The sequence below is a fragment of the Aquificaceae bacterium genome (genome assembly GCA_037481935.1).
Classification (GTDB): Bacteria; Aquificota; Aquificia; order Aquificales; family Aquificaceae; genus Pampinifervens.
In genome coordinates this window covers 73,507-87,739 of record JBBFKQ010000001.1, presented here as the reverse complement: position 1 = coordinate 87,739, position 14,233 = coordinate 73,507, and the positions used below count along the sequence as shown (strand labels likewise).

The following is a 14,233-nucleotide window of genomic DNA, read 5'->3' as shown; positions in this document are numbered from 1 at the left end:
TTTCAGAACCGTGGCTGACGAAAGAGAACTCTACTATGCTAAAATGTTTTGCAAGCATTCAACCAAGAAATGAACCTTAAGGAATTACTATCTGAATCAAAAGGCATAACCTCAAACTCCAAAGAAGTCAAGCCGGGCTACATCTTTGTCGCCATAAAAGGCACGCAGGCGGACGGGCACCACTTTGTTGAAGAGGCTCTCCAGAGGGGTGCCCTGTGGGTGCTGGTGGAGAGGGATGTAGACCTTTCGGACCCTCGCATACTGAAGGTCAAAGACACCAGAAGAGCCCTTGCGGAGCTGGCAGGCCTCTTTTATGGTAAACCCTCAGAGGAGCTCAGGGTCATAGGCATTACAGGCACCAACGGCAAAACCACCAGCACCCATGTAGTGGAGTCCATCCTTAGCAGAGCAGGCATAAAAACCGGGCTTATGGGAACCATATACTATAGGCTTGGCGAAAGGATATACGAGTATGAGGGCAGAACAACGCCAGACCCAGTTAAGTGGCACTCAACCCTCAGGGCAATGAAAGAGGATGGTGCTCAGGCAGTGGTCTGTGAAGTGTCCTCTCACGCCCTTGACCAGAAAAGGGTCTGGGGCACACGCTTTTACATGGTAGCCTTCACAAACCTCAGTCAGGACCATCTTGACTACCACCACACCATGGAAAACTACTTTCTTGCAAAGGCGAGGCTCTTTACAGAATACGAGTATGAGCATGCTCTCATAAATGCCGATGACCCGTGGGGAAAGAGGCTGACTACAATGGCAAAGAATGTAAAAACTTACGGAAGGGATGGAGACCTCAAAATCTTGGACTTTTCCACAGACTTTGAGGGCTCAAGGCTCAGGGTTGAATGCGAAGGAAGGCAATACCATTTCTCTTCTAACCTCAGGGGGAGCTTTCAGGCATATAACCTTTCTCTTGGTGTGCTTCTTGGCTTTCTGTGGGGGCTTTCTGCAGAGGTCATTCAGGAGGGTATCAGGGAGGTGTATGTGCCGGGGAGGTTTGAGACCTACATGGGGGATGGCTTTGTGGTGGTGGTAGACTATGCTCATACACCCGATGCCCTTGGAAAGCTTCTGAAAACTGCAAGGGGTCTTGCAAAAAACAGGCTTATTGTGGTCTTTGGCGCGGGGGGCAACCGCGACAGGAGCAAAAGACCCATCATGGGAAAGGTAGCAGAGAGCCTTTCAGACCTTGTAGTGCTCACCTCTGACAACCCAAGGTTTGAAGAGCCTACGGCGATAATAGAGGATATTCTCTCTGGCATCGAAGATAGAACTAAGGTGTTTGTAGAGCCCGACAGGAAAAAAGCCATTGAGCTTGCCATAGGTATGGCTAAGGAGGGGGATGTGGTGGTCATCGCTGGCAAGGGGCACGAAGATTATCAGGAAATAAAGGGTGTAAAATATCCCTTTAAAGATTCTGAAGTGGTCAAGGAGGTGCTCGGTGTGCGACTTTGAGACCCTTCACTACAACCTCAAAGATGAACTTCTCACCCTTTTTAAAGAGGCAGAGACCCCACAGCCAAGGCTCAAAATTACCAGTCTAAAAAGTGGTAAGATATGCGGGCTTGCCAACTTAGCCAAGCTTCTACTCTACTTTGAAAGGGAAGGCTACCTTGTGGTGCTCAACAAGGATGAGAACTACAAAGAATGGGAGATACAGATAGAACCCGGCATACTTGACCTCATGTTTGGCTATGGCTAAAATTTAAACCATGAAGCTCTACATGATAGGTCTGGGGAGGATGGGACTTGGAATGTCAAGAAGGCTTCTCTCAAAAGGGCACAGTGTGGTAGGCTACGACGCAAGCCAGCAGGCAAGGGCTCAGGCAAGGTCCTCTATGGAGGTTATGGAGGACATGAGCCATCTGGCCTCTGAAGAGGGAAAAAACATCTGGCTTATGGTGCCCCATGAGGTGGTGGACAAGGTGTTGGATGGGCTAAAGCCCTACCTGAAGGAAGGGGACACAGTTGTGGACGGTGGCAACAGCCACTACAGGGACTCACAGAGGAGATACGAGGAGCTAAGAAGGCTGGGTGTCTCTTTCCTTGATGTGGGCGTAAGCGGTGGAGTTTACGGAGAGGAGCTTGGCTATTGCCTGATGGTGGGAGGAGACCGGCCGGCCTTTGAGAATCTTGAGCCCATCTTCAGAGACCTCTCCTACGAGGGCAGGGGGTACGCATACCTTGGACCATCGGGTGCAGGACACTTTGCCAAGATGGTTCACAACGGCATAGAATACGCCTTCATGCAGGCAATAGGCGAGGGCTTTGAGCTCCTGAGAGAGAGCGGTTTTGGCTACGACCTTAAGGAGGTGGCACGCATATACAACACGGGCAGTGTAATACGGAGCTGGTTGATGGATCTCACTCAGAAGGTCTTTGAGGACTTTGGAAACCTTGAGGAGCTAAAGCCCTACGTGGAAGACACGGGTGAGGGTCGCTGGACGGTGGAAGAAGCCATAAAGAGGGCTGTGCCCGTTCCAACCATAGCAGAAGCCCTCTTTGCCCGCTTTCGCTCAAGACAGGAAAACTCCTTCAGAGACAGGCTTCTGGCAGGGCTAAGATACCAGTTTGGAAGGCATCAGGTAAAGAAAAGGGATGGCTGAGAGCTTTTCTCTCTTTATACTTGGTGGCACGGGAGACCTGGCAAAAAACAAGCTTTTTCCTTCCCTCTCAAGGCTTTTCGCAAAGGGATACCTCTCTGGGCTTGACAGGGTTTACTCTCTTGCAAGAAGTAGAAGAGAGGACTGGGAAAAGGTGGTCTGCGAGCTTGACAGGGGCTTTGGAAAGCTCTGCAACTTCCTGCCCTTTGACGCAAAAGACTGGAATTCCTACGTGGAGCTGGGAAAGCTTATAGAAGAGCTCAGGGGTCAGGAGCTCATATTCTTTCTGTCTCTAAGCCCATATCTTTTTGAGGAAACCATTAGAAACCTTGGCAGGCTTCTCAGAAACTACACGAACCCAAGAAAAATAGTGGTAGAAAAGCCCTTTGGCTTTGACCTCAGGTCTGCCCAGAGGCTCAACGACCTCCTTCACAGATACTTCATAGAGGAGGAGATATACCGCATTGACCACTTTCTTGGAAAGGACACCATACAGAACATATTTTCTCTCAGGTTTTCCAACACTATATTTGAGGGCATATGGGACAGAAACTTTATTGACCATGTGCAGATAGTTGCCCTTGAGAGTGTGGGTGTTGAAGGAAGGGGAGAGTTCTACGACAGGGTGGGAGCCATAAGGGATATGCTACAGAACCACATGCTACAGATGCTTGCCTTTACCGCTATGGAGCCTCCAGCTTACATGTCTGAGAAGTTTATAAGAGATGAAAAGGTAAAGGTGCTCAAGAATGCACGCATTGAAGGGCTTATAAGGGGTCAGTATGAGGGCTACAGGGAAGAGGTGGGTGTTAGCAATTCAAACAGGGAAACATTTGTGGTGGCAAAGGTGCTGGTGGATAACTTCCGCTGGCACGGAGTGCCCTTTTACCTCATGACAGGCAAAGCCCTATCTCAGAAGCTCACTCAGATAACAGTTGTCTTTAAGGAAGTCCCGCAGAGCTTTATGAAACTCCTTGATTGCAAGCCTCTTCAGAACAGGATAGTTTTTCAGACCGCACCAGAGAGCAAGCTACAGATAGTTTTTGAACTCAGACCCCCAACGGGCAGGTTTATGGCATGTCCTGTGGAGACTTTCATGGAATACAGGTTTCCCTCAGAGTTTGCGGAGGCCTATGAGGTGCTTCTTCTTGATGTGGTGGAGGGAGACCAGTCCCTTTTCATTAGGGGTGATGAGATAGAAGCTCTGTGGGAGGTTGTCCAGCCTTACCTTGACCTTCAGAATGAGCCCTTCCAGTATAAAAAGGGCATAAGCCTGCCACAGCAGGCAGAAGAATTTCTTGCGTCAGAGGGCAGAAGCTGGTTGCTATAAGAAGGGGCTTCAACTCGTCTCAACTCCACACGGTAGATTAGCAACCCGAATGGAAGAAGGTTGTTAAGTTTAAATCAGAGGTTTCAACTCCACACGGTAGATTAGCAACACAGTTAAAACTTATGGATGCAAGGGCTAAGGCAATGGTTTCAACTCCACACGGTAGATTAGCAACGGTTTTCCTATTAATAGCTCTGCCCTGTAGTCCCATGTTTCAACTCCACACGGTAGATTAGCAACAGTTTGAAGCTACTCAAAGAGTTGCTGAAACTGAAACAGTTTCAACTCCACACGGTAGATTAGCAACGAAGCCTGGAAGAAAGATGGGAAAGCCACACATACCATGAAGTTTCAACTCCACACGGTAGATTAGCAACTAAGTCTTATTACGCCATTATCAAGCATAAGATCATCGTTTCAACTCCACACGGTAGATTAGCAACTATAGAAAATTTACGAAACACAAGGTCTGGTATCAGTTGGTTTCAACTCCACACGGTAGATTAGCAACCAGACACTATACAACATAAGACAACGCTTCTTTCAAACGTTTCAACTCCACACGGTAGATTAGCAACCTTATGCATCCTAAACTCCCTTTTAGCTTGATATTCCGTTTCAACTCCACACGGTAGATTAGCAACACTGAAGTTAATAGAAGAAATTTATGTTAGATATTGGGTGTTTCAACTCCACACGGTAGATTAGCAACAGTTGCAGCTGGAATTGTGTATTCGTTTATGGTGATGTTTCAACTCCACACGGTAGATTAGCAACAGGTTTTAGTTAGATATATTATACAACTTTTTATAGTTTCAACTCCACACGGTAGATTAGCAACACTTCTACACAAACCTCACCTTCTTCTTTTACTATTGCGTTTCAACTCCACACGGTAGATTAGCAACTTCAAATAAGCATCAACAGTTCTATACTCTAAACCGTGGTTTCAACTCCACACGGTAGATTAGCAACTTTATCACAGCTCTAAGATGCGGGACAAGTTTTATGTGTTTCAACTCCACACGGTAGATTAGCAACCCTAAATCGCTACCTTAGAAATAATAAGAAATATCAAGCCTTTTGTCAACCCCCCACCCCTCTCAAAAGGGGGTTATTTGCCAGAAGTCGGAGGTTCTGCAGACTTGAGTGTGTTGTTGTCAAGTTCAGAGCTCTGTCTTTCAACGCTCAGAAGCACACGCCATACCGCCGTAAAACCGTAAAGCCATACGTATGGTCATATGGTCATACGGTCGTATGGCATAATAAAGACTATGAAAGGCAAGGCTCAGAAAAAGGGAAAACACAGAGAATAGGCCTTACAGGCAGAAAGCTCCCTCTTCTCTGGATTTAAAAAGCCCAATTCAGTTGCCAAGATGTCAAGGGAGTTAAACTCCCTACCTGTTTGTATAATTATAACACATGCCTGTCAACAAAAAGTATGCGGTTTTTTCCTCTCCGAGGGTGGATGCCCTTCTTCTTAGTTTTCTCAGGAGAGTTTCCGGGCTTTTTCTGAGGAGGGAAAGGGTCTGTCATATAGCTCTTGCAGGTGGCAGAACACCTCTTGAGCTTTACAGGATGCTCTCCAGAGAGAGGCTTTCGTGGGAGAGGCTGAGGTTTTACCTCACTGACGAGAGGTATGTTCCCCTCTCTTCTGAACTTAGCAACTACAGAGCTGTCAGGGAAGCTCTGGGTGAGAGGGCAAGGCTTGCCTTTTTCAAGACGGAGATGTCTCCGGAGGAGTGTGCTATGGATTACAGCTTTCAGCTGCCTCGGAGGCTTCATATAGCCCTTCTGGGTGTGGGTGCGGACGGTCACACTGCATCTCTCTTCCCGGGTGTTGAATGTGAGGATGTGAGTCCAAAGGTATGCATGAGCAGGTCTCCCGATGGACTTTTGAGGCTGTCCCTCAAGGAGGAGTATCTGAACTCTACCTGCGTAGTTGTCTTTTTCCTAAAGGGAGAAGAAAAAAGGCCTGCTCTTGAAGCCATGCTCAGAGGTGAAAAAATTCCGGCAGGCAGGGTCAGGGGAATGCTGAAGACATGCATATTCACTGACCTTTTATAATTTTCCTATGGAAGCCAGCATCCTTGTTGTGGACGACGAAAGATCCATTAGGGAAACGCTCAGGAGCATTCTTGAGGAGGAGGGATACAGGGTCTTTACCGCCGACAGCATTAAGTCCATGAAGGATAGGGTGGAGAGGAGCTTCTTTCACTGCGTGCTTCTGGACCTGTGGCTTCCCGATGGAAACGGTCTTGAATACATATCCTATCTGAAGGAAAAGCTCCCGGGCTCTGCGGTAATAGTGATAACGGGACATGGCAAAACGGAGCATGCGGTAAGGGCGGTTAAGGAAGGTGCCTACGACTTTTTAGAAAAGCCCTTCTCCATGGATAGGCTCATAACCACTGTGGAGAGGTCTCTCAGGGAAAGCATAAGGTCAAGGAGGGAGGAGGAAGAAGACCCTATTCTGGGCAACAGCAGGCAAATCCTTCAGGTAAAGGAGCTCATAAGCAAGGTGGCACCTACCGGTGCCAGCATCCTGATTCTGGGCGAGAGTGGGACGGGAAAGGAGCTTGTAGCCAGAAGAATTCACAGCCTTTCAGAAAGGTCAGAAGGTCCCTTTGTGGACATAAACTGCGCGGGGCTTCCTGATGAACTGGTGGAGGCGGAGCTCTTCGGCTACGAGAAGGGGGCCTTTACCTCCGCAAGCCAGAGGAAGCTGGGAAAGATTGAGCTGGCACACGGCGGAACTCTTTTTCTTGATGAGGTTTCAGAGCTGAGCCAGAAGGCTCAGGCAAAACTCCTGAGGGTGATTGAAACAAGGGAGTTCACAAGGCTTGGGGGCAATCAGGTGATAAGGTCAGACTTCAGGCTTGTGTGTGCTACCAACAAAAACCTGCAGGAAGAGGTAAAAAAGGGCAACTTCAGAGAGGACCTTTACCACCGCATATCTACCTTTGTGATAACTCTGCCACCTCTCAGAGAAAGGGGCGAAGATATAGCCCTGCTGGCAGAGCATTTTCTGAGCAGGTTTCTAAAAGAATATGGCAAGCCTCCCAAATATCTCAGCGAGGGGGCAAAGAGACTCCTTGAGACCTACCAGTGGAAGGGCAACGTGAGGGAGCTTAAAAACCTCATGGAAAGGCTCGCCATACTTCATGAGGGCACGCAGATAACGGAAAAAGACCTGAGAAGCCTTCTTGGCTTTGACCATGAGCCGGAGGATATAAACTCACTGCTGATGGAAAAGGACCTTAGAAAGGCAAGGCAGGGCTTTGAAAGGCTGTTTATAGAACGCAAACTCAGAGAATATGGCTACGACCTGAAAAAGACTGCAGAAGCCATAGGTATAGACCTCTCCAATCTCTACAGAAAGATAAGACAGTATGAAATAGAGGTTGGAATATAATTAATACATGGAAGTATTTGATGCCTATACTTTTGATGACCTGCTTTTAATTCCTCAGTATTCTGAAGTTCTGCCTCACGAGGTGAATGTATCCACATGGCTCACAAAGAAGATAAGGCTCAACATACCCATAGTCTCCGCCGCCATGGATACTGTGACTGAGTCCCGCCTTGCCATAGCCCTCGCCCGTGAGGGAGGAATAGGCATAGTCCACAGAAACCTCTCCGTAGAAGAGCAGGCTCAGGAGGTGGAAAGGGTCAAAAAGTCAGAGAGTGGTATGATACTCCAGCCGGTAACGGTCACACCGGATACAACAGTCAGGCAAGCCCTTGAGATAATGGAAAGATACAGGATATCGGGTGTTCCCGTTGTGAGCGACGGCAACAGGCTTGTGGGGATACTGACCAACAGAGACCTGAGGTTCATAAAGTCCACCGACTACGACAAGCCCGTCTCCCTCTTTATGACCTCCGAGAACCTTGTGGTGGCTCAGGAAAGGGTTACCCTTGAGGAGGCTACAGAGATACTTCAAAAACACAAGGTGGAAAAACTGCCCATTGTGGACAGGGAAGGAAGGCTCGTGGGCCTTATAACCATAAAGGACATAACCAAAAGAAGAAAGTATCCTAACGCCTGTAAGGATGAGCTGGGAAGGCTGAGGGTTGGTGCGGCGGTGGGCACAGGCCCAGACACCATGGAAAGGGTCTCCGCCCTTGTCTCCGCTGGAGTGGACGCTGTGGCGGTAGACACAGCCCATGGTCATTCAAAGAGGGTTCTGGAGACGGTAGAAAACATAAAATCCCACTATCCAGAGCTTCAGGTAATCGCAGGCAACGTGGCTACAAAGGAAGGTGCCCTTGACCTTATAAAGGCGGGTGCGGATGCCATAAAAGTAGGAGTGGGTCCAGGTTCCATATGCACCACGCGCATAGTGGCTGGGGTTGGAGTGCCGCAGCTAACTGCCATAAGGTGGGCTTACGAGGTGGCACAGGAGTATGGAGTTCCAGTGATTGCAGATGGAGGTATAAGGTATTCGGGAGACATAGTAAAAGCCCTTGCGGTGGGCGCAAGCTCTGTTATGCTGGGAAACCTGCTTGCAGGCACGGAAGAGTCCCCCGGCGAGACCGTCTACTATCAGGGAAGGGCTTATAAAGTATACAGGGGGATGGGTTCACTGGGTGCCATGATGAGCAGGAGGAGCGCAGACAGATACGCACAGGAGAGGCTGGAGAAGTTCGTGCCCGAAGGCATAGAGGGCAGAGTGCCCTACAGGGGCAAACTGAGCGATGTTATATATCAACTTGTGGGGGGTCTCAGGTCTGGCATGGGCTATGTGGGTGCCAGCAGTCTTGAGGAGCTGCGTCAGAAGGCAAAGTTTGTGCGTATCACCTGGGCGGGCTACAGGGAGTCTCACGTGCACGATGTGCAGATAACGAAGGAAGCACCCAACTACTGGGTGGAGTAGTCAGAGTATAAGCATCCCATCCCCGTAGCTGTAAAACCTGTATTTCTCCCTTACAGCCTCTTCGTAAGCCCTGAGTATAAACTCCCTACCTCCAAAGGCACAGACAAGAAAGAGGAGAGAAGACCTTGGAAGGTGGAAGTTGGTGATAAGGGCGTCCACCACCCTGAAGCTGTATCCCGGATATACATACAGGTCCGTCCATCCCTCAAAAGGCTCATAGCCTGCAGTTTCTAAGGCTCTAACCACTGTGGTGCCTACAGCCACAACCCTCCTGCCCAGGGCTTTTGCCTCTCTTATGGCTCTTACCGCCTCCTCCGAGACCTTCACATACTCAGGGTCCACCCTGTGCAGCTCCACCTCCTGAACCCTTACAGGCTTAAAGGTGCCGTAGGATATATGAAGGGTTATGAAGGTCCTTTTTATGCCATGCTCCTCAAGCCTTTTAAGAAGCTCTTCAGAAAAGTGCAGGCTGGCGGTGGGCGCCGCCACAGAGCCTTCCATCTGGGCAAAAACTGTCTGATAGTAAACCCTGTCTAATGGCTCTTCTTCTCTTTTCAGGTATGGTGGTATGGGAATCTTCCCATGTCTGTCAAGGGCTTTTATGGGGTCAGGAGAGTGAAGCCTGACACGGAAGCGTCCTTCCTCAAGGTGCTCTAATATCTCCACCCTAAGGTCCTCCGCAACCTCAATGCTGAGACCTTCCCTTATGCCCCTGCCTCCTATGAGTGCATACCACTCCTCCCTGCTGATAAAGTCTGTAAGAAGCACCTCCACCCTTCCACCTGTGGGCTTTCTTCCATAGAGCCTTGCGGGCAGAACCTTTGAGTTGTTAAAGACAAGAAGGTCCCCCTCCTGAAGGTAAAGGGGCAGGTTCCAGAAGGTGTCGTGCCTTAAGCTCTGGTCCTTTCTATCAAGCACCATGAGCCTTGCACTGTGTCTTGGCTGGGCTGGATACTTTGCTATGAGGTCCTCCGGAAGGTGATAGTCAAAGTCTTCTACCTTCATTCTCTTGCAAGGTATTTGAGCACGATGGGTGCCATCAGTGTGGTGACCGCCACCACAAAGATAACAACTGCGTATAGTGTGTCATCATAGAGCTTGCTCTGCCTTCCAAACTCTGCAAAGATGAGCCCCACCTCGCCCCTGGGCAGCATGGAAAAGCCAACAAGGAGCTTCTCCCTCATGGTGCCGCTGACAAAAAAGCCAGAGATGACCTTACCCACGATTGCCACAAGCAGTATTAGCGCCGATAGCGTCCAGAACTTTGCTGAGGAAAAGTCTATCGCCTTGAGGTTGAGCTGAAGACCCACATACACGAAGAATATGGGCGTGAGGACCCATACAAGGGGCATTATGGTATGCTCCACCTTGTGGGCGAGCCTTTCATCAGTTCTCAAAAAGAGGGCAAAGGGTAGGGCAAAACGTCTTGAGAGGGCAAGTCCTGCGGTAAAGGCACCCAGTATTTCCGGAGAGCCCACCTCATGAGCAAGAAAGGCAAAGAGGAATATGGTGGCAACCACTGTAGGTGGTATGAAGTCCTCCGTTCTTAGCTTTCTTGATAGCATGGCTATTATCCTTGCAAGAATCTGGGCAAGTATGGGCGAGAAGATGAAGAAGGTGGCAATATACAAAATGAGCATGGTAAGGGCATCAAAGTGAACCACGCCCTCCCTTGAAAATTCATACAGCCCTGCAAGCACTATAACCCCAAAGATGTCATCAAGCACCGCCGCACCCAGAACAATCTGGGCAAACCTCTCCTTCATCTTCCCGAGGTCATCGAGCACCCTTACCGTTATGCCTATGCTGGTGGCGGTCAGCGTTCCGCCTATAAAGAGGGAAACGGTAAGGGGCAGGTTAAGCGCGTAGTAGCTCAGGAGTGTTCCAAGCGCCATGGGCGTAAAAGCCCCCACAGTAGCCACCACAAAGGCTGAAATACCAACCTTTTTCAGCTGGTTTATGTCTGCCTCAAGGCCGATGTGAAAAAGAAGAAGTATTACCCCTATCTCTGCAAGAAGTCTTATAACCTCACTGGGCTCAATAAGCCCCAGGGCACTCTTTCCGAGGATAACACCCACCAGTATCTCCCCCAGAACCGGGGGAAGCCCGAGCCTTCCAAAGGTGTCTCCTATTATTCTGGCGAGAAACAGTATTATGGCAAGATAGAGGAATATGGTATGAAGGTCCATGGCCTATATATTATATCCCGTTGAGCCAAAGCCTCCATCAGACCTATGTGTATCGCTGAGTTCCTCCACCTCCTCCAGCTCCACCTTTACCACAGGACATATGACCATCTGCGCTATTCTGTCCCCTCTGTTTATGGTAAAGCCCTCTTCCCCGAGGTTTATGAGAATCACCTTTATCTCCCCTCTGTAGTCCGCATCTATGGTACCTGGGGTATTGAGAAGGGTTATGCCGTGTCTTATGGCGAGGCCACTTCTCGGTCTTATCTGAGCTTCGTAGCCCTGTGGCAGCTCAATTACGATGCCTGTGGGCACGAGGACCCTCTGCAGGGGCCTTAGAACTAGGGGCTCATAGACTGCAGCCAGCAGGTCCATGCCAGAGGCATGCTCTGTGGCATAAAAGGGCAGTGGGAGTCCCTCTGAGTGTGGAAGCCTCTTGACCTTTATCTTCATGGTCTTCTCCAAGCCGGCGGTGGGATTTGAACCCACGGCCTAGGCATTACGAGTGCCTCGCTCTGCCTCTGAGCTACGCCGGCTCCCTTATGCCCATGTTGGTTAGCTTCGCCCTTCCCTGTTCGTCCACCTCGAGCACCTTCACCAGAAGCTCATCCCCCACGCTGAAACGGGCCCTCACGTCTTTAATATAACCCTCCATCTTGCTCACGTGCAGAAGTCCCACCTTGCCGGGCAGTATCTCCACAAAGACTCCATAGGGCTCTACCCTTGTGACCTTCCCTTTATACACTTTTCCAACCTCTACTTCCGCAATAAGGTTCTGAATTGCCCTCTTTACTTCCTCTATAGCTTCCCTTGAGCTGGATGTGAGAGAAACTCTACCACCTTCATGCACCCATACAGATACCCCCATCTTGTCCCTAAACTCTTTCACGTTCCTGCCACCGGGTCCTATAACCACAAGAGCCTTGTCTTCGGGTATGGTGATTATCTCAATCTTAGGTGCGTAGGGGGAGACCTCTTTTCTTGGCTCTGGCATTGCCCCGTACATCTTTTCCAGTATGTAGAGCCTTCCTTCTTTTGCCTGCTGAAGGGCTTCTTTCATGATTTCCTTTCTGAGGCCCTTTACCTTTATATCCATCTGCACGCTGGTGATTCCATCTTTTGTGCCAGCCACCTTGAAGTCCATGTCCCCAAGCTGGTCCTCATCTCCCAGTATGTCTGAAAGTATGGCATACCTGTCTCCTTCCATGATAAGCCCCATGGCTATGCCCGCCACATGCTTTTTGAGGGGCACTCCTGCATCAAAAAGAGCCAGAGAACCGGCGCATACGGTTGCCATAGAGGTGGATCCGTTGGACTCAAGGATGTTGGAAACCACCCTTATGATGTAGGGGAACTCCGTCTCTGGTGGTATGAGAGGCTCTATTGCCCTCTCTGCAAGGGCTCCATGCCCTATTTCTCTCCTTCTGGGTGGACCCCAGGGCTTTGCCTCTCCTGTGGAGAAGGGAGGGAAGTTGTAGTGGAGCATGAACCTTTTGAAGGTTTCTCCCTCGTATATGCTTTCCACCATCTGGGCTTCTTCTGGAGATCCCAGCGTTGCAGTGGCAAAAGCCTGAGTCTGACCCCTGGTGAATATGGCACTTCCGTGCGGCCTTTCAAAAGGATGAACCTCTATACTTATGGGCCGGATGTCCTTTGGACCCCTTCCGTCAATACGCACACCCTCAAGGAGCACTTTCTTTCTCATGAGCTTGCTTATGAGCTTTTTGTAGTTGTAGCTCAGCTTGAAATGAAGCTCCTCCGGCACCTGATGGCTTTCTATAAAGCTCTTTAACAGGTTTGACTGGAAGTTCTTTCTTTCCCGCTTATCTGCTATGCTAAAAGACTGGAATATGCCCTCCGTGCAGAAATCCTCCAGAGCCCTCTGAAGGTCTTCAGGGAGTTCCATACCTTCAAAGGATACCTTTGTCACGCCTACCCTGCTTCTGAGCTCTTCCTGAGCCCTTATGATGTCCTGAATTGCATGGAGTCCAAAGTATAGAGCATCTGTGAGCGTATCCTCGTCCACCTCCTTTGCACCGCCCTCCACCATCACTATGGCGTCCTTGCTTCCCGCCATAACTATCTCAAGGTCTGCCTTCTGACGCTCCTCGTAGGTGGGGTTTGCCACAAACTGCCCATCTATCCTGCAAACTCTAACACCCGCTATGGGACCTTCGAAGGGTATTCTTGAAATGTGCAGGGCTGCAGAGGCACCGGTTATGGCAAGCACATCCGGGTCATATCTGTCATCTGCCGAAAGGGTCAGGGCTGTGATTATCACATCGTGAAAAAAGCCCTCTGGAAGCATGGGTCTTATGGGTCTGTCTATGACCCTTGAGACCAGCACCTCCCTGTCTGTGGGCTTGCCCTCTCTCTTGACAAAACCTCCGGGGATTTTACCCCATGCAGAGGACTGCTCCCTGTAGTCCACAGAAAGCGGGACAAAGTCTATGCCCTGAACGGGCTCTTCCGACATCACCGCAGTAACCAGAACCGCCGTATCACCCTGACGAACAACAACAGCACCATCGGCAAGTTTGGCGTAGAGCCCAGTCTCTATTACAATCTCCGATTCTCCCAGCTTTGCAGAAACTCTTTCCATCATCTTACCTTCAGCCCAAGTCTTTCTACTACCTCCAGGTATTTCCTGTAATCTCTTTCTTTAAGGTATTCAAGATGTTTTCTCCTTGCATGTATGAGTGCTATAAGGCCACGTCTTGAATGCACATCCTTTTTGTGCTTTTTCATATGCTCAGTAAGCTTGTTTATGCGCTCGGTTAGTATGGCTATCTGCACTTCGGGTGAGCCTGTGTCCTTCTCATGCCTCTGAAAGCTTCTTATGACCTCTTCCTTTAATGCCTTTGGTAATGCCATCTTTTTCCTCCTGGGTTTCTTCAAAATTTATTATTATATCTCAACCACCACCGTATTCGCTCTGGTCTATCTCCATAAGAAACTCCTCTACCATATCCTTTATTAGCTTTGCGGTCTCTTCAGCAGGTGCCTCAAAGTAATACTCAAAGAGCTCTATCTTTCTCTCGTGTGCATGCTCTTCATCGGTGTAATACCTCAGAAGCACGTAGGGCACTCTAAAACGGGTATCAAAGTCTGGGTCTTCGGGAGTTTTAAGTTCATACTCCACATCAAGACCGCTCAGGCTTTCTTCAAGGGCTTTTCTAAGCTCTTCGATTTTTGCACTGTAATTTTTCCAGTCTTTCATGG

The 14,233-nt window shown here is 49.4% G+C and carries 13 protein-coding genes, 1 tRNA gene and 1 CRISPR repeat array; of the genes, 7 read left to right on the top strand and 7 right to left on the bottom strand.

Annotation, left to right across the window (positions count from 1 at the left end):
* Positions 1–69 precede the first annotated feature (69 nt).
* From WHS43_00500 to guaB, 7 genes are all read left to right on the top strand, one after another.
* A complete protein-coding gene (locus WHS43_00500; protein ID MEJ5338121.1) occupies positions 70–1,467 on the top strand; it encodes a UDP-N-acetylmuramoyl-L-alanyl-D-glutamate--2,6-diaminopimelate ligase in 1,398 nt (465 codons plus the stop codon).
* Positions 1,454–1,714: a hypothetical protein gene (locus WHS43_00495; GenBank protein MEJ5338120.1), complete on the top strand. Its 261-nt coding sequence runs from the start codon at positions 1,454–1,456 to the stop codon at positions 1,712–1,714. Before WHS43_00500 ends, WHS43_00495 begins: the two co-directional genes overlap by 14 nt.
* 10 nt (positions 1,715–1,724) lie before the next feature.
* On the top strand, positions 1,725–2,618 hold the full coding sequence (gene gnd / locus WHS43_00490; GenBank protein MEJ5338119.1) for a decarboxylating 6-phosphogluconate dehydrogenase: 894 nt from the start codon (positions 1,725–1,727) through the stop codon (positions 2,616–2,618).
* A complete protein-coding gene (gene zwf / locus WHS43_00485; protein ID MEJ5338118.1) occupies positions 2,611–3,945 on the top strand; it encodes a glucose-6-phosphate dehydrogenase in 1,335 nt (444 codons plus the stop codon). The genes gnd and zwf overlap by 8 nt, the downstream gene beginning before the upstream one ends.
* A 16-nt stretch (positions 3,946–3,961) precedes the next feature.
* Positions 3,962–4,986: direct repeats of the CRISPR family, unit length 29 nt; unit sequence GTTTCAACTCCACACGGTAGATTAGCAAC.
* A gap of 381 nt (positions 4,987–5,367) precedes the next feature.
* A complete protein-coding gene (locus WHS43_00480; GenBank protein MEJ5338117.1) occupies positions 5,368–6,012 on the top strand; it encodes a 6-phosphogluconolactonase in 645 nt (214 codons plus the stop codon).
* Between the two features lie 7 nt (positions 6,013–6,019).
* Positions 6,020–7,360 carry a sigma-54 dependent transcriptional regulator gene (locus tag WHS43_00475; GenBank protein MEJ5338116.1) on the top strand — a complete coding sequence of 447 codons (1,341 nt, stop codon included), beginning with the start codon at positions 6,020–6,022 and terminating at the stop codon, positions 7,358–7,360.
* Positions 7,361–7,367: 7 nt separating this feature from the next.
* Positions 7,368–8,825: an IMP dehydrogenase gene (gene guaB, locus WHS43_00470; GenBank protein ID MEJ5338115.1), complete on the top strand. Its 1,458-nt coding sequence runs from the start codon at positions 7,368–7,370 to the stop codon at positions 8,823–8,825.
* Here guaB and queA read toward each other — a convergent pair whose 3' ends face one another.
* From queA to WHS43_00435, 7 genes are all read right to left on the bottom strand, one after another.
* Positions 8,826–9,830, bottom strand: a complete 1,005-nt coding sequence (queA, locus tag WHS43_00465; GenBank protein MEJ5338114.1) for a tRNA preQ1(34) S-adenosylmethionine ribosyltransferase-isomerase QueA — start codon at positions 9,828–9,830, stop codon at positions 8,826–8,828.
* On the bottom strand, positions 9,827–11,014 hold the full coding sequence (locus tag WHS43_00460; GenBank protein MEJ5338113.1) for a cation:proton antiporter: 1,188 nt from the start codon (positions 11,012–11,014) through the stop codon (positions 9,827–9,829). Before WHS43_00460 ends, queA begins: the two co-directional genes overlap by 4 nt.
* Before the next feature lie 3 nt (positions 11,015–11,017).
* On the bottom strand, positions 11,018–11,464 hold the full coding sequence (gene dut / locus WHS43_00455; GenBank protein MEJ5338112.1) for a dUTP diphosphatase: 447 nt from the start codon (positions 11,462–11,464) through the stop codon (positions 11,018–11,020).
* 11 nt (positions 11,465–11,475) lie between these two features.
* Positions 11,476–11,547, bottom strand: a tRNA-Thr gene (locus WHS43_00450).
* Positions 11,538–13,613, bottom strand: a complete 2,076-nt coding sequence (locus WHS43_00445; GenBank protein MEJ5338111.1) for a polyribonucleotide nucleotidyltransferase — start codon at positions 13,611–13,613, stop codon at positions 11,538–11,540. Before WHS43_00445 ends, WHS43_00450 begins: the two co-directional genes overlap by 10 nt.
* Complete coding sequence (gene rpsO, locus WHS43_00440) at positions 13,613–13,885, bottom strand: 30S ribosomal protein S15 (protein MEJ5338110.1); 273 nt, start codon at positions 13,883–13,885, stop codon at positions 13,613–13,615. The genes WHS43_00445 and rpsO overlap by 1 nt, the downstream gene beginning before the upstream one ends.
* 40 nt (positions 13,886–13,925) lie before the next feature.
* Positions 13,926–14,231 carry a dephospho-CoA kinase gene (locus WHS43_00435; GenBank protein ID MEJ5338109.1) on the bottom strand — a complete coding sequence of 102 codons (306 nt, stop codon included), beginning with the start codon at positions 14,229–14,231 and terminating at the stop codon, positions 13,926–13,928.
* Positions 14,232–14,233: the final 2 nt, after the last annotated feature.

What these genes read in the sequence shown, in the direction of transcription:
- WHS43_00500 (MEJ5338121.1), top strand. Translation starts at nt 70, where the DNA reads ATGAACCTTAAGGAATTACTATCTGAATCAAAAGGCATAACCTCAAAC.
- gnd (MEJ5338119.1), top strand. Translation starts at nt 1,725, where the DNA reads ATGAAGCTCTACATGATAGGTCTGGGGAGGATGGGACTTGGAATGTCA.
- zwf (MEJ5338118.1), top strand. Translation starts at nt 2,611, where the DNA reads ATGGCTGAGAGCTTTTCTCTCTTTATACTTGGTGGCACGGGAGACCTG.
- WHS43_00480 (MEJ5338117.1), top strand. Translation starts at nt 5,368, where the DNA reads ATGCCTGTCAACAAAAAGTATGCGGTTTTTTCCTCTCCGAGGGTGGAT.
- WHS43_00475 (MEJ5338116.1), top strand. Translation starts at nt 6,020, where the DNA reads ATGGAAGCCAGCATCCTTGTTGTGGACGACGAAAGATCCATTAGGGAA.
- guaB (MEJ5338115.1), top strand. Translation starts at nt 7,368, where the DNA reads ATGGAAGTATTTGATGCCTATACTTTTGATGACCTGCTTTTAATTCCT.
- queA (MEJ5338114.1), bottom strand. Translation starts at nt 9,830, where the DNA reads ATGAAGGTAGAAGACTTTGACTATCACCTTCCGGAGGACCTCATAGCA.
- WHS43_00460 (MEJ5338113.1), bottom strand. Translation starts at nt 11,014, where the DNA reads ATGGACCTTCATACCATATTCCTCTATCTTGCCATAATACTGTTTCTC.
- dut (MEJ5338112.1), bottom strand. Translation starts at nt 11,464, where the DNA reads ATGAAGATAAAGGTCAAGAGGCTTCCACACTCAGAGGGACTCCCACTG.
- WHS43_00445 (MEJ5338111.1), bottom strand. Translation starts at nt 13,613, where the DNA reads ATGGAAAGAGTTTCTGCAAAGCTGGGAGAATCGGAGATTGTAATAGAG.
- rpsO (MEJ5338110.1), bottom strand. Translation starts at nt 13,885, where the DNA reads ATGGCATTACCAAAGGCATTAAAGGAAGAGGTCATAAGAAGCTTTCAG.
- WHS43_00435 (MEJ5338109.1), bottom strand. Translation starts at nt 14,231, where the DNA reads ATGAAAGACTGGAAAAATTACAGTGCAAAAATCGAAGAGCTTAGAAAA.